Source organism: Pseudomonas sp. C321, assembly GCF_055407105.1.
Genome location: NZ_JBUZRB010000002.1, coordinates 588,060 through 605,462 on the forward strand (window position 1 = coordinate 588,060; position 17,403 = coordinate 605,462).

General features: G+C 55.8%; 15 protein-coding genes and 1 pseudogene. 6 read left to right on the plus strand and 10 right to left on the minus strand.

The features are described from left to right. Positions 1-219 precede the first annotated feature (219 nt). The 5 genes from ACZRJ6_RS08710 to ACZRJ6_RS08730 all read left to right on the plus strand — a co-directional run bounded on the left by ACZRJ6_RS08710 (position 220) and on the right by ACZRJ6_RS08730 (position 5,836). Positions 220-1,674, plus strand: coding sequence for a TrkH family potassium uptake protein (locus tag ACZRJ6_RS08710; protein ID WP_463967534.1), 1,455 nt, complete (start codon positions 220-222; stop codon positions 1,672-1,674). Between the two features lie 119 nt (positions 1,675-1,793). After that, complete coding sequence (locus ACZRJ6_RS08715) at positions 1,794-2,162, plus strand: histone-like nucleoid-structuring protein, MvaT/MvaU family (RefSeq protein ID WP_463967533.1); 369 nt, start codon at positions 1,794-1,796, stop codon at positions 2,160-2,162. Between the two features lie 216 nt (positions 2,163-2,378). Beyond that, complete coding sequence (locus tag ACZRJ6_RS08720; protein ID WP_463967532.1) at positions 2,379-3,332, plus strand: TAXI family TRAP transporter solute-binding subunit; 954 nt, start codon at positions 2,379-2,381, stop codon at positions 3,330-3,332. Positions 3,333-3,413: 81 nt separating this feature from the next. Next, positions 3,414-5,441, plus strand: coding sequence for a TRAP transporter permease (locus ACZRJ6_RS08725; RefSeq protein WP_463967531.1), 2,028 nt, complete (start codon positions 3,414-3,416; stop codon positions 5,439-5,441). Then, positions 5,438-5,836, plus strand: coding sequence for a DUF1850 domain-containing protein (locus ACZRJ6_RS08730; protein WP_463967530.1), 399 nt, complete (start codon positions 5,438-5,440; stop codon positions 5,834-5,836). The genes ACZRJ6_RS08725 and ACZRJ6_RS08730 overlap by 4 nt, the downstream gene beginning before the upstream one ends. 72 nt (positions 5,837-5,908) lie before the next feature. Here the strand turns inward: ACZRJ6_RS08730 and dctM are convergent, their stop codons facing one another. From dctM to ACZRJ6_RS08755, 5 genes and pseudogenes are all read right to left on the minus strand, one after another. Next, entirely contained in the window at positions 5,909-7,192 is a 1,284-nt protein-coding gene (gene dctM, locus ACZRJ6_RS08735) for a C4-dicarboxylate TRAP transporter large permease protein DctM (RefSeq protein ID WP_463967529.1), read from the minus strand. Continuing rightward, positions 7,189-7,821: a TRAP transporter small permease gene (locus tag ACZRJ6_RS08740; RefSeq protein WP_463967528.1), complete on the minus strand. Its 633-nt coding sequence runs from the start codon at positions 7,819-7,821 to the stop codon at positions 7,189-7,191. Before ACZRJ6_RS08740 ends, dctM begins: the two co-directional genes overlap by 4 nt. A 67-nt stretch (positions 7,822-7,888) precedes the next feature. Next, positions 7,889-8,884 carry a TRAP transporter substrate-binding protein gene (locus ACZRJ6_RS08745; RefSeq protein ID WP_463967527.1) on the minus strand — a complete coding sequence of 332 codons (996 nt, stop codon included), beginning with the start codon at positions 8,882-8,884 and terminating at the stop codon, positions 7,889-7,891. A gap of 322 nt (positions 8,885-9,206) precedes the next feature. Next, a pseudogene (locus ACZRJ6_RS08750) lies at positions 9,207-9,469 on the minus strand (DUF190 domain-containing protein). 445 nt (positions 9,470-9,914) lie between these two features. Next, positions 9,915-10,877 (minus strand): bifunctional GNAT family N-acetyltransferase/nucleoside diphosphate kinase regulator, encoded by a 963-nt coding sequence (locus tag ACZRJ6_RS08755; protein ID WP_463967526.1) that lies wholly within the window; start codon positions 10,875-10,877, stop codon positions 9,915-9,917. On the opposite strand from ACZRJ6_RS08755, the gene ACZRJ6_RS08760 reads away from it, so the two are divergent. Beyond that, a complete protein-coding gene (locus ACZRJ6_RS08760) occupies positions 10,864-11,133 on the plus strand; it encodes a hypothetical protein (RefSeq protein WP_463967525.1) in 270 nt (89 codons plus the stop codon). The genes ACZRJ6_RS08755 and ACZRJ6_RS08760 overlap by 14 nt on opposite strands. A gap of 149 nt (positions 11,134-11,282) precedes the next feature. Here ACZRJ6_RS08760 and glmS read toward each other — a convergent pair whose 3' ends face one another. The 5 genes from glmS to atpD form a co-directional block, all read right to left on the minus strand. Then, on the minus strand, positions 11,283-13,130 hold the full coding sequence (glmS, locus tag ACZRJ6_RS08765; protein WP_463967524.1) for a glutamine--fructose-6-phosphate transaminase (isomerizing): 1,848 nt from the start codon (positions 13,128-13,130) through the stop codon (positions 11,283-11,285). Between the two features lie 10 nt (positions 13,131-13,140). Further along, positions 13,141-13,908 (minus strand): DeoR/GlpR family DNA-binding transcription regulator, encoded by a 768-nt coding sequence (locus ACZRJ6_RS08770; protein ID WP_463967523.1) that lies wholly within the window; start codon positions 13,906-13,908, stop codon positions 13,141-13,143. Between the two features lie 135 nt (positions 13,909-14,043). Next, positions 14,044-15,411 carry a bifunctional UDP-N-acetylglucosamine diphosphorylase/glucosamine-1-phosphate N-acetyltransferase GlmU gene (gene glmU / locus ACZRJ6_RS08775; protein WP_463967522.1) on the minus strand — a complete coding sequence of 456 codons (1,368 nt, stop codon included), beginning with the start codon at positions 15,409-15,411 and terminating at the stop codon, positions 14,044-14,046. Positions 15,412-15,526: 115 nt separating this feature from the next. Further along, the gene (locus ACZRJ6_RS08780; RefSeq protein WP_463967521.1) at positions 15,527-15,952 is read right to left on the minus strand and encodes a F0F1 ATP synthase subunit epsilon; all 426 of its coding nucleotides are present in this window, start codon (positions 15,950-15,952) and stop codon (positions 15,527-15,529) included. Between the two features lie 44 nt (positions 15,953-15,996). Beyond that, complete coding sequence (gene atpD, locus ACZRJ6_RS08785) at positions 15,997-17,376, minus strand: F0F1 ATP synthase subunit beta (RefSeq protein WP_149412836.1); 1,380 nt, start codon at positions 17,374-17,376, stop codon at positions 15,997-15,999. Positions 17,377-17,403 lie beyond the last annotated feature (27 nt).

Sequence of the window (17,403 nt, forward strand, 5' to 3'; positions counted from 1 at the left end):
ATGAAAGCCCGGCCAAGTGCCGGTTTTTTTATTCGCCAGTTAAATTTTTCTCAATGAAATGCGAGGAATTTTTTGAGCTCATGAAGGCGAGCTAGGTTCTGCCACTTAACAACCGATCCTTGTTTGACTGATTGCCTGTAGAAATTTTACGCAAAATTTACGGGGCTTTGAGGTTGAGCATTCGATACTGCGCGGCGCTAATTTAGCAGGCCACTTTCTATGTCCCTCGCAGCAATGCGGCTCATCGGCTTCATCCTAGGCATTTTTCTGATCACGCTGGCCGTAAGCATGGCTATTCCAATGATCACGCTGGTGGCCTTCGAGCGTAGCGACGATCTGTCGGCCTTTCTCTGGTCGAGTTTGATTACCTTCATCAGCGGCCTTCTTTTGATCGTGCGTGGGCGCCCTGATACTGGCCAGCTCCGTCCGAGGGATATGTACCTGTTGACGACTGGCAGTTGGGTGGTGGTGTGTACCTTCGCGGCGTTGCCAATGGTGTTCATCAGTCACATCAGTTACACCGACGCTTTCTTCGAAACGATGTCCGGCATCACAACCACGGGCTCAACTGTCCTGAGTGGTTTGGATACCGCTTCACCGGGATTGTTGATCTGGCGCTCGATGCTGCACTGGCTGGGTGGGATCGGCTTCATCGGCATGGCTGTGGCGATCCTTCCACTGTTGCGAGTGGGTGGCATGCGTCTTTTCCAGACAGAGTCCTCAGACTGGTCGGAGAAAGTGACGCCGCGTTCCCATGTGGCAGCCAAGTACATCCTTTTTCTCTATCTGGGACTTACTGGCATTGGGGCTCTGGCGCTCTGGATCGCTGGGATGACACCGTTTGAAGCAGTCAACCACGCAATGTCGTTGATCTCTACTGGCGGATTCTCCACTTCAGACGCCTCACTTGGGCATTGGACGCAGCCAGCGATTCACTGGGTAGCGGTGGTCATTATGATTCTGGGTAGCCTGCCCTTTACCTTGTACGTCGCAACTTTGCGCGGCCATCGGCGTGCGCTACTGAAGGATCACCAGGTACGCGGATTTCTTGGATTCCTGATTGTCACCTGGCTGGCTGTGGGTACATGGCTGTGCTTTCACAGCGACTACGCTTGGTGGGATGCATTTCGTATTGTGGCGGTCAACGTGACCTCTGTCGTCACGACTACAGGAGTTGCGGTTGGTGATTACACACTATGGGGTAGTTTTGCCGTTCTGTTGTTCTTCTATCTGACGTTTGTCGGAGGATGCTCAGGCTCAACGGCTGGAGGACTGAAAATCTTCCGCTTCCAAGTTGCAGCATCCCTCCTCGTGAGTAGTTTGAAGCAGTTGATCCATCCTCGAGCCGTGATTCAGAAGAAGTACAACGGTCATCCGATTGACGAGGATATCTTGCGCTCACTTTTAACCTTCTCGTTTTTCTTCACCATCACCATTGCCATAATCGCCTTAGGGCTGGCGATGATCGGGCTGGACTGGACGACTGCTTTAAGTGGCGCCGCTACTGCAGTATGCAACGTTGGACCAGGCCTGGGCACGATCATCGGGCCTGCCGGTAACTTCTCATCACTACCTGATGCAGCAAAATGGTTACTGACCATTGGCATGTTACTGGGGCGGTTGGAAATCCTCACCGTACTGGTACTTATTACACCAGTCTTTTGGAGGTATTAGCCTACCTATTGTGAGTTTGAGACTGGGAAAATCTCCAATGTGGTGTGGGTGACGAAAATCATCGCTTAGCATGAGGAATGTGCATTCCGCGCAGCCCAAAACCTTAAGGAAAGTTTCCCATGTCTCGTTTGGCTGAATATCGCAAGCTTGAACAACAACTGGCCGAACAGCTCGCAGAGCTCGAGTCGATGAAAAGCGATTCAGGCCTGCAGCAAGAAATGGACTTTGAAAGCAAGCTCCGTGCATTGCTCGGCGAGTACGGCTTCAATCTGCAGAACGTCATCAACCTGCTTGATCCTCAGGCCGGTCGCCACTCCCTTGGTGCTGCTGCCGCACCGAAGGCAGCCCGTAAAACCCGCGAGGTGAAAATCTATAAGAATCCGAATTCTGGTGAGTTAATCGAAACCAAGGGCGGAAACCATCGCCAATTGAAAGAATGGAAAACCGAGTTCGGTGCAGATGTTGTTGAGTCGTGGCGCACTCAATAACACCATTTGTAAGTACAAAGGGCCCTGTGAGGGTAATGCCAGTCAGCTAAGCTGACTGGCATTTTTTTCGGGGTGAGAATCCCGATTAGGCGTCATCGCAGCGACCGATTGAGAAGCCCAAACTTATTAGGCTAACTCAGCTTCCCACTCAAGGCGTTTGTTTCGACTACAGTAGAAAGACTCTGCATAAAGCCATAACAAAACGGAGAGTTTTCCATGCGAGTAAACAAACGCTTTAGCCTCTTTGCAGCCACCGCTGCGTTGACAATCTCGTGCGCAGCTAACGCCGCACCTGTGTTCATAAACATCCTTACAGGTGGTACTAGCGGGGTTTATTACCCCATTGGGGTTGGGCTGTCACAGATATACAGCGCTGGGATTCCGGGGGCGAAGACTTCTGTCCAAGCGACCAAAGCCTCGGTGGAAAATCTCAACCTTTTACAAGCTGGTCGTGGGGAGCTCGCTCTGGCGCTTGGGGACTCTGTGGCTGATGCAAAAAACGGAGTGGAAGATGCCGGATTTAAGGCCCCGCTGACAAAGTTGCGAGCAATTGCAGGAGCCTATCCGAATTACATTCAAATTGTTGCGAACAAAGAGTCCGGCATCAAAACCTTGGCGGATCTGAAAGGGAAAACCATCTCCGTCGGCGCCCCCAAGTCCGGTACCGAGCTAAACGCGCGTGCGATCTTCAAAGCTGCGGGATTGACGTACGAAGACATGAGCAAAGTCCAATACCTACCCTTTGCGGAGTCGGTCGAGCTGATCAAAAACCGTCAGTTAGATGCCACGCTTCAGTCCTCGGGGTTAGGAATGGCGGCCATCCGCGACCTTTCCTCAACCATGCCATTGAACTACGTCTCCATCCCTCCTGATGTGGTTTCGAAAATCGGCAATGCCGCATATCAGCCTGCACAAATTCCAGCCAATACCTATGACGGACAGCCTGAGTCAGTGCCTACGGTGGCGATCACTAATATTTTGGTGACGCGCGAGGATGTCTCGGATGACGTTGCCTACCAGATGACCAAGCTGATGTTCGAAAACCTCACTCGTTTAGGTAATTCTCACTCAGCCGCCAAGGACATCAAGTTGCAAAATGCTGCCAAGAATCTGCCCATTCCACTTCACCCCGGTGCCGAGCGCTACTACAAGGAAGCTGGAGCGCTGTAATCCAAAAATGCGCCACGGGGATGGTCGCTAGAGCGATAGAGCGGTTCGTACCCTTCTATGTAGTTTTGAGGCAGGTACCCAATGAGCGAAGATCATCATGGCATCGCCGCCAACCCACGCGACTGGCCTAAGACGCTGTTCTACGTGGCGTTGTTGTTTTCAGTTTTCCAGATTGTCACTGCTGCGTTTGCGCCTGTTTCCAGCCAGGTGCTGCGCGCGGTGCACGTTGGTTTCCTGCTGTGGGTGGTGTTTCTGAGTTACCCGGCGTATGGCAGAACACGTCCTTGGCAGCCGTTGGCCTGGATATTGAGTCTCGCTGGGATTACCACTGCCTTGTATCAATGGTTCTTCGAGGCGGATTTGATCCAGCGTTCGGGTGACCTGACATCTGCAGACATGGTCGTTGGGCTGGTATTGATCGCATTGGTGTTTGAGGCGGCTCGTCGGGTGATGGGTATCGCATTGCCCGTCATCTGTGGACTGTTTTTGGCATACGGTTTATTGGGTGAATACCTGCCAGGCGACTTGGCACATCGAGGCTACGGATTCGATCAAATCGTCAACCAGTTGTCCTTCGGCACCGAAGGTCTCTACGGGACACCAACCTACGTTTCCGCTACCTATATTTTCCTGTTCATTTTGTTCGGGTCCTTTCTCGAGCAGGCCGGCATGATCAAATTGTTCACAGATTTCGCGATGGGACTGTTTGGCCACAAACTCGGGGGGCCAGCAAAAGTATCGGTCGCGTCATCGGCTTTGATGGGGACGATTACAGGTTCAGGCATTGCAAACGTTGTCACGACAGGACAGTTCACGATTCCATTGATGAAGCGCTTCGGCTACAAGGCAGCATTTGCTGGCGGCGTAGAGGCGACTTCGAGCATGGGCAGCCAACTGATGCCGCCTGTGATGGGCGCTGTGGCCTTCATTATGGCGGAAACAATTAATGTCCCGTTCGTAGAGATCGCCAAAGCTGCGTTAATTCCAGCCATCCTGTATTTCGGTTCGGTATTCTGGATGGTTCACCTTGAGGCAAAACGCTCCGACCTTAAGGGGTTACCCAAAGACCAATGTCCCAGCGCATGGGGTGCGGTAAAGGAAAGCTGGTATTTGCTGATTCCGCTTTTTGTCCTGGTCTACCTGCTGTTTTCCGGACGTACCCCCCTATTCTCCGGAATGGTGGGGCTGGCGCTAACAGCCATCGTTATTCTAGGTTCGGCAATCATTCTTCGGGTGTCCAGTTTCGCGTTGCGGTGTGCATTCTGGATCGCTCTTGGTGTCCTCTGCGTCGGTTTTTTCCAGTTGGGTATCAGCGTGATCTTTGCGGTGATCGCCACGTTGGTGGTCATCTGTTGGTTCATTCAGGGAGGCCGAGAAACCCTGAGTATTTGCCTGCATGCCTTGGTCGAAGGTGCTCGTCATGCTGTGCCGGTCGGGATTGCTTGCGCGCTGGTGGGAATCATCATCGGTGTAGTGTCATTGACGGGGATAGCCTCGACCTTCGCGGGTTACATACTGGCCATTGGCAGGGACAACTTGTTGTTGTCACTCATACTGACGATGGTTACCTGCCTGGTGTTGGGTATGGGTATCCCGACGATTCCCAACTACATCATCACCAGTTCGATTGCAGCACCCGCACTGTTGGAGTTGGGTGTGCCGCTGATCGTGTCGCACATGTTCGTTTTCTATTTCGGAATTCTTGCAGACCTTACCCCACCGGTTGCCTTGGCATGCTTTGCCGCAGCGCCCATCGCCAAGGAAACAGGATTCAAGATCAGTCTGTGGGCGGTTCGTATTGCACTGGCTGGCTTTGTCATTCCGTTCATGGCGGTCTACAACCCTGCGCTCATGATGCAAGGCGACAATTTGTGGATGACTGCCTATATGTTGGTCAAGACGATGTTGGCCGTTGGCCTTTGGGGAATGGCGTCCACAGGTTATCTGCAACAGAAGATGCCGGTTTGGGAACGTTTATTGTGTTTCGCGGCAGGTGCTTTGTTGGTCGTTGCGCTGCCGTTGACCGACGAAATCGGTTTTGTGCTGGGTGTGTTGCTGATACTTCAGCATGTCTGGCGGTCTCGCCGTGGCGGACTGGCCAGAGCATGATCGGCTTGTGCCTGGGTCTGGCGGGAGTCGCCTGGGCCCAACTCCCAATCTCAAGCTTTACACTGGCTTGGAATCACACAATCGAAAAAATTCGTTGGGAAGAAGATTACCGTGTCTCGGAGCAGGGACTTGTGCTCACCGAGGCCAGGGTCAAAGGGAATGGCGCGGGGATGGAGATTCCCCCGGAGGCTAGCTTGGAAAAAGGCAGTTGGCACTATCAACGTCACCTGCCGCCCTTGCAGCCTCTGAGTCTGGGACGCACCCCGCAAGCAGGTGACTACCAGTTATGCTTCGATCAGCAATGTCATGAGATGAGCGAGTGGCTAGGGCCACCCGTCAGCAATCCGTCCTCAGTGGAGCTATGGAGTTGCTGGACGGACTCAGGACAACACTAAGTGGCCGGGGTAGCACAAACGTGAAGCCCTGTCCGGATACTGACGAACGTCCAGTACCCGGACAGGCAGGCATCAACTCATGCCCAGCCAGTTTGGCAAAGCCAGGGAGATCCAAGGCACGTAGGTAATCAGAATCAGGAACAGGAGCAGGATCATCAGCCACGGCATGGCGGCTCTGATGGTTGCCGGCAGTGTCATACCCGTCACAGCAGAGGTCACGAACAGGTTCAGACCCACGGGCGGCGTGATCAAGCCGATCTCCAGATTCACCACCATAATGATGCCCAGGTGAATCGGATCGATACCCAGCTTCATGGCGATGGGGAAGAGGATCGGTGCCAGGATCAGGATGATGGCCGAGGGTTCCATAAAAGCCCCTGCAATCAACAGCACAATGTTCACCACCAGCAGGAACATCACCGGTGTCAGCCCCGCTTCAATCACCCACGCGGTGATCTGTTGCGGTAGCTGCTCGGTCGTCAGCACATGGGCGAAGAGCATGGCGTTGGCAATAATGAACATCAGCATGATGCTCAGCTTGGCCGAGTCCAGCAGGACTTTTGGCGTATCGCGAAACGTCAGGTCTTTGTATACGAACAAGGCGATGAATGCCGAGTACACGGCCGCCACCGCCGCCGCTTCAGTCGGGGTGAACATCCCGGAGTAGATGCCTCCCAGGATGATGAGCATCAGCAATAGGCCCCAGATCGCCTGGCGTGCCGTGCCAAGCCATTCACGGAACGTCGCGCGCGGCATGGCGGGGAGTTTTTTCTTCACGGCGACGATGTAGATCGCCACCATCAACGCCAGCCCCAGCAGCAGGCCCGGTAACACGCCAGCCATAAACAGTTTGCCGACAGACGTTTCGGTCGCGGCGGCGTAGACCACCATCACGATCGAAGGTGGGATCAGGATGCCTAAGGTTCCCGCGTTACAGACGATCCCCGCGCCGAAGGCCTGCGGATAACCGGAGCGGACCATGCCGGCAATGGCAATTGAACCCACCGCCGCCACAGTGGCTGGGCTCGATCCGGAAAGGGCAGCGAACAACATGCACGCCAACACGGCAGCGATAGCCAGACCACCACGAATATGGCCGACACAGGCATTGGCAAAGTCAATCAGCCGCCGAGCGACGCCACCGGTGGTCATGAAGGCCCCCGCGAGCAGAAAGAACGGGATGGCCAGCAGCGTGTAGTGCTCCGACGTCTCGAACAGTTTGATCGCCAGTGAGCGCACGGAGTCCGGGCTGAAAAAAACGATGGTCAGTGAGCCCGCCAACCCCAGGGAGATAGCAATGGGAACGCCGATCAACATCAGCACGAACAGTGATGCAAAGAGGAAGGCAATAGTCATGACTTGTCATCCTCGTGTTCAGTCAGTTTCATCGCATCTGCGGCTTCATCGGCCAAGCCCAGGCCGGTCTGCCTGTTTTGCAGGATGCGCACGAGAATTTCAGCGAAACGGATGAAGACCAAGGCGAACCCTACGGGGACGATCAAACCGATGTGCCATTGCATGATCCCGTACTGGCCCAGGTCTTCGGCACCTATGCGCACAATCATCAGGGTCTGGATCCAGCCGAAACTGGCAATGCTGAGCAATCCGGCATAAGTCAGACAGAAAAGACAGGCAATGATGCCAATGAGCCGTTGCACCGATTTGCTGGCCAGCCTGACCAGCGCATCAACGCCGATATGGCCGGCCGTGCGCACACCGTACGACAGCCCGAAAAAAATCAGCCAGCCAAACAAGGCCTTGGTCAGTGAGGTGCTCCAGGTCATGGCCTGTGCCATACCCATGACGCCGTCGCCGATGGCGAACAGCGATTCGCTGGCGCCTTCCCAGTTCTCAGCGAGGCGATAGAACAGGGTGTAGAGGTTGTTGAGGACAACGTAGACGAATGTTACCAACGTCATGGCGGCCAGAAGGAAGACGATGAAGCCTTCCTCGAAGTGTTCCCAGATGCGCCGAAGAGCATTCATGGATGGCATCTCCTGTAGCGGACGACAGGCAGGTGCTGCCAGGGCGGCAACACCTGCCGACGACCGATCATTGGGCCTGGTTGGCAGCTTCAGCGGCAGTGATCAGCTCGGCGCCGATATCGCCTTCGAATTTTTTCCACACCGGTTTCATCGCGACACGCCATTGTTCGCGCTGCTCAGGTGTTAGGGTGATGATCTCGGTGGTTTTGGCCGCAATGATGCTCTGCTTGGCGTTCTGATTCAGTTGCTCGGCCTCTTTGTTCACATGGGAGGTGACTTCGACGAGGATCTTGTCCAGCTCGCCACGAAGCTCCGGCGATAAACCGCTCCAGAACTTGGTGTTGGTGATCAGCATGTAGTCCAGTACACCATGGTTGGATTCGGTGATGTACTTCTGTACTTCATGCATTTTCTGGCTGTAGATGTTCGAGTAAGGATTCTCCGCGCCGTTGACGACACCGGTCTGCAAGCCCTGATAAACCTCGGCGAAGCTCATCTTGCGCGGATTGGCGCGTATAACCTTGAACTGCTCCTCGAGCACGGCAGAGGCCTGCACCCGGAACTTCAGGCCACGGGCATCACCCGGCACTCGTAGCGCTTTGTTCGCGGACAGTTGTTTCATCCCGTTGTGCCAATAGGCCAGTCCTGTGATGTTTTTGTCTTCCATGGACTTGAGCAGTCCCTGGCCCTGCGGGCTCAGTTGGAAGCGGTCAACAGCGGTGATGTCATCAAACAGGAAAGGCAGGTCGAACAGTTGAACGGTCTTGGTGTAGTGCTCGAACTTGGCCAGCGACGGTGCAATCATCTGTACGTCCCCGAGCAGTAAGGCCTCCATCTCTTTGCCATCGCCGAACAACGAGGAGTTGGGGTAGACCTCGACTTTGACCTTGCCGGGCAAGCGTTCTTCCACCAGTTTCTTGAACAACAGGGCGCCCTGGCCTTTGGGCGTCTGCTCTGCAACGACGTGGGAGAATTTTATAATCACCGGATCTGCAGCCATGGCCGTACTCATGGTGCCAAGGGCAAGGGCGCAGGCGACTGCTTTCCACATAGGTTTGAACATTGGGGGATTCCTCTTGTTTTAGTTTTTCGTACAGTTCCATGCTCTGAAAGCATGTGCACGGCGGACAAGAGCAAGTCTAGGCAGAAAACTACCATTTGGAGGGTGATGACTGAATGTAGTTAGAAATCTTGTAGGTAATATGGCATTGCCTCCGGCAACACCCTCTTACAACATTAACGCTTAGGACGATTGCGCTAAGGGTAAGCGGTGTGCGGTGTTTAAGAGTCATCTATACCGATGACAAACTCATCATCGATCGCGCCACCAGCAGGGCATCTACTTAGCTCATGCTCATCGCTTCAGAATTAAGAGGGTATATAGGTCAGTTGGCCTTTTTGCCGACGATGCCCATTTCGATTGGGGTCTTAATAAAAAACACTGAGATTTCCTCGTCCTCCAATCGCTTGAACAATGTTTCGGACTCGTCCTCGGTGATAGCCATGCGAATCTCGGTAGATCCGCCAGCTCAAAGAAATGCGAGGAGTGCAACCGACCGGTGTACCCAAAACCCTCGATACCTGTAGATAGGGTCGCGCCACGGAGCCCCATATCTTTGGCCAAATCAACGATCCAGTCGCCAAGCATTTTTCCCTGATAACGACGGTTGTTGGCGTTGATGCGATTTTGATCCAGGCTACCGGAAATCGTTAACCTACCTGAATACTCGGTAATCGATGGTCTTATGCGTGCCTTCACAGACCGCCTAAGGGTCAGCTGAAGGAAAGCGAGGCAGCAGGCGTAGGGCCGAAGATCAGCGCAGGAGACGGGGTTGGACAGACCTCACCGGCTCCTGCGACAGTTTTAATTCTCTAAAACCAACAGTTGGTTTTAGAGAATTAAAACTGTCGCTGGCGAATTAAATCTGTCGCAGGTAGCTGATTGCTCGGATCAGTATCTGTTACAGGCATTCCCCAGCGCATATTCTCTGGACGCGGTTGCCTTGCTCCGATTTCCATATTGTTCAGAAAATTTCCTTTGGGGGATCCTCGCTTTCCATACCTGATGGACGAACACTGAGCAAAAGGCGCAATTATAGGTGGAAATCGCCCGCAGCCTCCGGCTGGTAAAGCACTTTCCTGATCTCAATCCGGCGGGTCCGATCAGAAATTCGCCAGTCGATGGCGTCCCCCTCCTGATAGCCCAGGATGGCGGCGCCGATGTCGGAATACACGGAATACTTCCCTGCGTTGCTGTCCGCGTCTTCAGGGTAGACCAAGGCCACTTCGATCTCTTCGTCGTCCAGCTGCAGCAAGGCCCTAGAGTTCATCGTGACGACATTGCACGCCACCTGCTGCGGCTTGACGACAATGGCTCGCTCAAGCTCATGTTCGAGTTCAACAATGGCCGGGCCTTGCTCGAGCACGATTAGACTCTCGAGCCTGGCCTTGTCGATTTCAGTGATGTAGATCCTAGTGGAGTCGCCAACGGTACCTTCGCGCAAGAACTGGAGATAGCGCCCCGCCGTCATGGAAAATGACTTCAATGTCGGCGTTTCGCTCTCAAGCAGAAAGCCGCTGCGCAGAAAGGCTTTCTGCGAGCGCGCGTTGTCCGGGTGGATCTTGGCGATGAGCTTCTCGGCCCGCATGTCGAGGAAGGCCAGTTTCATTCCTTCGCGGATCGTACGGGCGCCAAGGTTTCGACCCCATTTGTCGCGGTCTCCAATGACCAGGACTATCTCGCAATTTGAGCCGGTCTTGATTAGACGGACAAAGCCCACCGGGGCGTCATGCCGGTCATAGGCCATGAAGAATCGGCCGCCCCGGTTGAATAGATGGGTCAGGATCGGCAATTGAGTCCGATCGATGGCTTGCTCGATGGAGCGGGAGACATGACGCGAATCGCTCAGATAGCAGGTGACTCGCTCATCCTCCAACCAATCCATCAGCGTCAGCGCGTGCGCCCGAGTAATTTCAGGGCACAGCGAAATGAAAGGCTTGTTCATCTTCATCACACTTATTTGTAAAGGATGGAAGCCCTTCATGGCTATGGTCATGACGGTTCTTCGGCAACCGGCTATTTTAAGACATAACGCGAGTAATGGCGAAGATCCTGGAGAGTTCGAGGAAACCATCGTTTTGCCGAACCCGAACCCGAACCAGTCAAGCGCTCAAGCCTCGATGAAGCCGACTATCACTCAGAATGATCAGCGCTTCATCGTTCTGCCCCTTGATCCGACCCAGAGGCTCGCCGCAAGCGGCTCCATCAAAGGTACGTGGATGTCGTGTCATTACTGGTTGCAAGAGTTTTAATGTTCTAGATCATGTGTCCGAACCAGCTTTTGGGGTGGTTGCGACAGTTTTTCGGTTCCTTTATACGACGCTGCAGGCCCCGAAATACGGGCACCCTTCGCGACAGTTTTAATTCTCTAAATTCACAGTATGGGTAATCCCTGAATGGCTTACTCCACTGTCACCGATTTCGCCAGGTTACGCGGCTGGTCAACGTCAGTGCCCTTGAGCACGGCGACGTAATACGACAGCAGTTGCAACGGGATGGTGTAGAGGATTGGCGACAGGGTGTCGTGGATGTGCGGCATGTTAATGACGTGGGTGCCTTCGCCATTGGTCATGCCCGCCTTCTCATCAGCAAAGACGATCAGTTGGCCGCCACGGGCGCGGACTTCCTGCAGGTTGGACTTGAGCTTCTCCAGCAGCTCGTTGTTTGGCGCAACGGTGACCACCGGCATATCGTCATCCACCAGGGCCAACGGGCCGTGCTTTAGCTCACCGGCCGGGTAGGCTTCGGCGTGGATATAGGAAATTTCCTTGAGCTTGAGGGCGCCTTCCATCGCCACCGGGTATTGCGCGCCACGGCCGAGGAACAGAGTGTGGTTTTTGTCGGCAAATAGTTCGGCGACTTTCTCCACGGTGCTGTCCATGGCCAGGGCTTCGCCCAGACGGGTTGGCAAGCGGCGCAGCTCTTCCACCAGGGTGGCTTCGACGCCTTCGGCGAGTGTGCCGCGAACCTGGCCAAGGGACAGGGTCAGCAGCAACAGACCGACCAGCTGGGTGGTGAAGGCTTTGGTGGACGCCACGCCGATTTCACGACCGGCCTGGGTCAGCAGGGTCAGGTCGGACTCGCGCACCAGGGAGCTGATGCTGACGTTGCAGATCGCCAGGCTGGCGAGGTAGCCCCCTTCTTTTGTAGAGAGCAACTTGGCGTTACGCAGGGCGGCCAGGGTGTCGGCGGTTTCGCCGGACTGGGAGATGGTGACGAACAGGGTGTCCGGTTGCACTACCACTTTGCGATAGCGGAACTCGCTGGCCACTTCCACCTGGCACGGGATGCCGGCCAGTTCTTCCAGCCAGTAACGGGCGACCATACCGGCGTGGTAGCTGGTGCCGCAGGCGACGATCTGCACATTGCGCACTTTGGCGAACAGTTCAGCGGCTTGCGGGCCGAAGGCCTGGACCAGTACCTGATTGTGGCTCAGGCGGCCTTCCAGGGTACGTTGCACCACGGACGGCTGCTCGTGGATTTCCTTGAGCATGAAGTGGCGGAACTCACCCTTGTCGGCGGCTTCGGCACCGTCGCGGTACTGCACGGCTTCGCGTTCGACCGGCTGACCGTTAACGTCCCAGATCGCCACGCTTTCGCGGCGGATGTCGGCGATATCGCCTTCTTCCAGGTACATGAAGCGGTCAGTGACCTGGCGCAGGGCCAATTGGTCAGAGGCCAGGAAGTTTTCGCCCAGGCCCAAGCCGATCACCAGCGGGCTGCCACTGCGGGCGGCGACCAGGCGATCCGGTTGGCTGGCGCTGATCGCGGCCAGGCCATAGGCGCCATGCAGTTCCTTGACGGTAGCCTTGAGGGCGGTGGCCAGGTCGCTGTGGTCCTTGAGTTTGTGGTTCAGCAGGTGGGCGATGACTTCGGTATCGGTGTCCGAAGTGAACACATAGCCCAGGCCTTTGAGCTGTTCGCGCAGCACTTCGTGGTTTTCAATAATGCCGTTGTGAACCACCGCCAGGTCACCGGAGAAGTGCGGGTGGGCGTTGCGTTCGCACGGTGCGCCGTGGGTTGCCCAACGGGTGTGGGCGATGCCCAGACGGCCGACCAGAGGCTCGCCGGCCAGGGCTTGTTCCAGCTCAGCAACCTTGCCCGGGCGACGCATGCGCTCAAGCTTGCCGGCGTTGGAAAAAACCGCCACACCAGCGCTGTCATAGCCACGGTATTCAAGGCGTTTGAGGCCTTCAAGCAAAATGGCGGTGACGTTTCGTTCAGCGACTGCGCCAACAATTCCACACATGGTTTCTCTCCTAGATGACTGCCGCGCAAATCAGCGTAATGCCGCGGGCTTGAATCTGGTCGCGGGCCTCAAGCGGCAGGCGATCATCGGTAATAAGGGTATGGACGCTGCTCCAGGGCAGTTCCAGGTTGGGGATCTTGCGGCCAATCTTGTCGGACTCGACCATGACCACCACTTCACGGGCGACTTCGGCCATGACCCGGCTCAGCCCCAGCAATTCATTGAACGTGGTGGTGCCGCGCTGTAGATCGATGCCGTCGGCGCCGATGAACAGTTGGTCGAAATCGTAGGAGCGCAATACCTGCTCGGCGACCTGGCCCTGGAACGAGTCCGAATGGGGGTCCCAGGTGCCGCCGGTCATTAATAGCACCGGCTCGTGTTCCAATTCGCTCAGGGCACTGGCCACGTGCAGCGAGTTGGTCATTACCACCAGGCCGGGTTGATGGCCCAGTTCGGGGATCATGGCGGCGGTGGTGCTGCCACTGTCGATGATGATCCGCGCATGTTCGCGCAGCTGATTCACAGCCGCACGGGCGATGGCGCGTTTGTAGACCGAGATAGGCTGGGCGGGATCACCCACCAACTCCTGGGGCATGGTGATCGCACCGCCGTAGCGTCGCAGCAACAGGCCGTTGCTCTCCAGCGCAGCGAGATCCTTGCGGATGGTCACTTCCGAAGTTTCGAAACGCTTGGCCAGTTCGTCCACGCTGACTTCACCCTGCTCGGTGAGCAAGGCAAGAATGTTGTGGCGTCGTTGGGGTGTATTTCGTTTCGACATGGTGATTATAAGTTTCGTTTCGAAAGATAACGAAGGCAATAAAAACCTATTGGAGAGAAATCGTCAAGCACAAGGCATAAAAAAACCTGTTGGACCGACGTACCGGACCAACAGGTTTGCGGGGTTGTGGATAACTCAGGTCTTCTTGGTCTTGACCGGGCGTTTCCAGCCGTCGATGTTGCGTTGACGGGCGCGGGCTACGGCCAGTTGGGACTTATCCACATCCTGATTGATGGTCGAACCCGCAGCGGTGTTGGCACCATCCCCAATGGTCACTGGGGCCACCAGAGAGTTGTTGGAGCCAATAAACACGTCTTCGCCGATGGTGGTCTGATGCTTGTTGGCGCCATCGTAGTTGCAGGTGATGGTGCCAGCGCCGATGTTGGTGCGAGCACCGATCACCGAATCACCTAGGTAGGTCAGGTGACCTACCTTGGCGCCTTCACCCAGATTGGCGTTTTTCAGTTCGACGAAGTTACCCACATGGGCTTTGGCACCCAGCACGCTGCCTGGACGCAGACGGGCAAATGGGCCGGCATCGCTACCCTCACCCATCACTGCGCCTTCGATATGGCTGTTGGCCTTGATCACCACGCCTTTGCGCAGGGTGCTGTCCTTGATCACGCAGTTCGGGCCGATGACTACGTCATCTTCAATAACCACACGGCCTTCGAGGATCACGTTGATGTCGATGAGCACATCGCGGCCCACAGTGACATCGCCGCGCACATCGAAACGCGCCGGGTCACGCAAGGTGACACCAAGCGCCATCAGGCGACGGGCTTCACGTTGCTGATAGTGACGCTCCAGTTCGGCCAGTTGCTTGCGGTCGTTGGCGCCCTGCACTTCCATGGGGTCGTGGGGCTGCTCGGTGGCAACCAGCAGGCCATCGCTGACAGCCATTTCAATCACGTCGGTCAGGTAGTACTCACCCTGGACGTTGTTATTGGACAGGCGGCTCATCCAGTCCGCCAGGCAATCAGCCGGTACAGCGAGGATACCGGTGTTGCCTTCGGTGATGACACGTTGGGCTTCGCTTGCGTCTTTATGCTCGACGATCGCAGTGACCTTGCCGTCGGCATTGCGCACGATCCGACCATAGCCAGTTGGGTCATCCAGCTCAACGGTCAGCAGGCCCATTTGACCGGGCACCACATGCTTGAGCAGGCGTAGTAGGGTTTGCACCTCGATCAACGGCACGTCGCCGTAAAGGATCAACACCGTGTCAGCCTTAATGAAAGGCACGGCTTGGGCGGTGGCGTGACCGGTACCCAGTTGCTTGTCCTGCAATACGAAATTCAAATCGTCCGCCGCCAGCCGCTCACGCACCACGTCAGCTCCATGGCCAATCACTACATGGATACGTTGGGGGTCCAGTTTCCGGGCGCTGTGGATAACATGGCCGAGCATGGAGTCACCGGCGACCGGGTGCAGCACCTTGGGCAGCGCCGAACGCATGCGGGTGCCTTGGCCGGCGGCGAGAATTACGATTTCGAGAGACATGAATGGCTACCAATCCTGGGCGGTCAGACTTCAGACCAAAGAAGTGTTTTGCAAATAAAGAAAAAGGGTAGCCGAGGCTACCCTTTTTAATCAATCACGCATGAGGCTTGACGGCTTAGCCGCCAAACTTCTTGCGGATCTGCTGGACGGTGCGCAGCTGAGCTGCGGCCTCGGCCAGACGTGCAGCAGCAGAACCGTAGTCGAAATCTGCGCCTTTTTCGTTCAGGGCCTTCTCGGCAGCCTTGACGGCGTCCTGAGCGGAGGCTTCATCCAGGTCGGCGGCACGTTGCACGGTATCGGCAAGTACCTTGACCATGTTCGGCTGAACCTCGAGGAAACCACCAGAGATGTAAAACACCTCCTTTTCCCCGCCTAGCTTGGTCAGAGTGATCGGACCTGGCTTCAAGCTGGTGATCAACGGTGCGTGACCCATGGCAATACCAAGGTCACCCAGTTCGCCGTGCGCTACTACCATCTCAACCAGACCGGAGAAAATTTCCCCTTCCGCGCTGACGATATCGCAATGGACTGTCATAGCCATCTGCTTGCCTCAACCTGAGTAGCGCCCGTTGCCGGGCGCCAGGATTACAGTTTCTTGGCTTTCTCGATCGCTTCTTCGATGCCGCCGACCATGTAGAACGCTTGTTCTGGCAGGTGGTCGTAGTCACCGTTGAGGATGCCTTTGAAGCCAGCAATGGTGTCTTTCAGGGAAACGTATTTACCCGAGGCACCGGTGAAGACTTCAGCCACGAAGAACGGCTGCGACAAGAAGCGCTGGATCTTACGAGCGCGAGATACCAACTGCTTGTCGGTTTCCGACAGCTCGTCCATACCCAGGATCGCAATGATGTCCTTCAGTTCTTTGTAACGCTGCAGCACGTACTGAACGCCGCGAGCGGTGTCGTAGTGTTCCTGGCCGATCACGCTCGGATCCAGCTGGCGCGAAGTCGAGTCCAGTGGATCGACCGCTGGGTAGATACCCAGGGAGGCGATGTCACGGGACAGTACGACGGTAGCGTCCAAGTGGGCGAAGGTGGTCGCTGGCGACGGGTCAGTCAAGTCATCCGCAGGTACGTATACCGCTTGGATCGAGGTGATCGAACCGTTTTTGGTCGAAGTGATACGCTCTTGCAGAGTACCCATCTCTTCGGCCAGGGTCGGCTGGTAACCTACTGCGGAAGGCATACGGCCCAGCAGTGCGGATACTTCAGTACCGGCCAGGGTGTAACGATAGATGTTGTCGACGAACAGCAGAACGTCGTTACCTTCGTCACGGAACTTCTCGGCCATGGTCAGGCCGGTCAGTGCTACGCGCAGACGGTTACCCGGCGGCTCGTTCATCTGACCGTAAACCAGTGCTACTTTGTCCAGAACGTTGGAGTCCTTCATCTCGTGGTAGAAGTCGTTACCCTCACGAGTACGCTCACCCACACCAGCGAACACGGAAAAACCGCTGTGCTCGATGGCGATGTTACGGATCAGTTCCATCATGTTTACGGTTTTGCCTACACCGGCACCACCGAACAGACCGACTTTACCGCCTTTGGCGAACGGGCAAACCAGGTCGATAACCTTGATGCCGGTTTCCAGCAGGTCGTTGCCGCCCGCTTGTTCCGCAAAGGATGGCGCAGGACGGTGAATGCCCCAGCGCTCTTCGGTGTCGATTGGACCGGCTTCGTCGATCGGGTTACCGAGGACGTCCATGATCCGGCCCAGGGTCGCTTTACCGACCGGTACGGAGATGGCAGCGCCAGAGTCAGTGACTTCCAGGCCGCGCTTCAAGCCCTCGGTGGAACCCATTGCAATGGTACGAACCACACCGTCGCCCAGCTGCTGCTGAACTTCCAGGGTGGTGCCGGCATCGCTTTTGACTTTCAAAGCGTTGTAGATGCTCGGTACGCTGTCGCGTGGGAATTCCACGTCGATAACGGCGCCGATGATTTGAACGATACGTCCGCTACTCATAGCTGGATCCTCTGAATATTTGAACCG

Coding starts and splice junctions, on each gene's coding strand:
- ACZRJ6_RS08725 (WP_463967531.1), top strand. CDS start 3,414: ATGAGCGAAGATCATCATGGCATCGCCGCCAACCCACGCGACTGGCCT.
- glmS (WP_463967524.1), bottom strand. CDS start 13,130: ATGTGTGGAATTGTTGGCGCAGTCGCTGAACGAAACGTCACCGCCATT.
- ACZRJ6_RS08720 (WP_463967532.1), top strand. CDS start 2,379: ATGCGAGTAAACAAACGCTTTAGCCTCTTTGCAGCCACCGCTGCGTTG.
- ACZRJ6_RS08730 (WP_463967530.1), top strand. CDS start 5,438: ATGATCGGCTTGTGCCTGGGTCTGGCGGGAGTCGCCTGGGCCCAACTC.
- glmU (WP_463967522.1), bottom strand. CDS start 15,411: ATGTCTCTCGAAATCGTAATTCTCGCCGCCGGCCAAGGCACCCGCATG.
- ACZRJ6_RS08710 (WP_463967534.1), top strand. CDS start 220: ATGTCCCTCGCAGCAATGCGGCTCATCGGCTTCATCCTAGGCATTTTT.
- ACZRJ6_RS08780 (WP_463967521.1), bottom strand. CDS start 15,952: ATGGCTATGACAGTCCATTGCGATATCGTCAGCGCGGAAGGGGAAATT.
- ACZRJ6_RS08715 (WP_463967533.1), top strand. CDS start 1,794: ATGTCTCGTTTGGCTGAATATCGCAAGCTTGAACAACAACTGGCCGAA.
- ACZRJ6_RS08755 (WP_463967526.1), bottom strand. CDS start 10,877: ATGACCATAGCCATGAAGGGCTTCCATCCTTTACAAATAAGTGTGATG.
- ACZRJ6_RS08740 (WP_463967528.1), bottom strand. CDS start 7,821: ATGAATGCTCTTCGGCGCATCTGGGAACACTTCGAGGAAGGCTTCATC.
- atpD (WP_149412836.1), bottom strand. CDS start 17,376: ATGAGTAGCGGACGTATCGTTCAAATCATCGGCGCCGTTATCGACGTG.
- ACZRJ6_RS08745 (WP_463967527.1), bottom strand. CDS start 8,884: ATGTTCAAACCTATGTGGAAAGCAGTCGCCTGCGCCCTTGCCCTTGGC.
- dctM (WP_463967529.1), bottom strand. CDS start 7,192: ATGACTATTGCCTTCCTCTTTGCATCACTGTTCGTGCTGATGTTGATC.
- ACZRJ6_RS08770 (WP_463967523.1), bottom strand. CDS start 13,908: ATGTCGAAACGAAATACACCCCAACGACGCCACAACATTCTTGCCTTG.
- ACZRJ6_RS08760 (WP_463967525.1), top strand. CDS start 10,864: ATGGCTATGGTCATGACGGTTCTTCGGCAACCGGCTATTTTAAGACAT.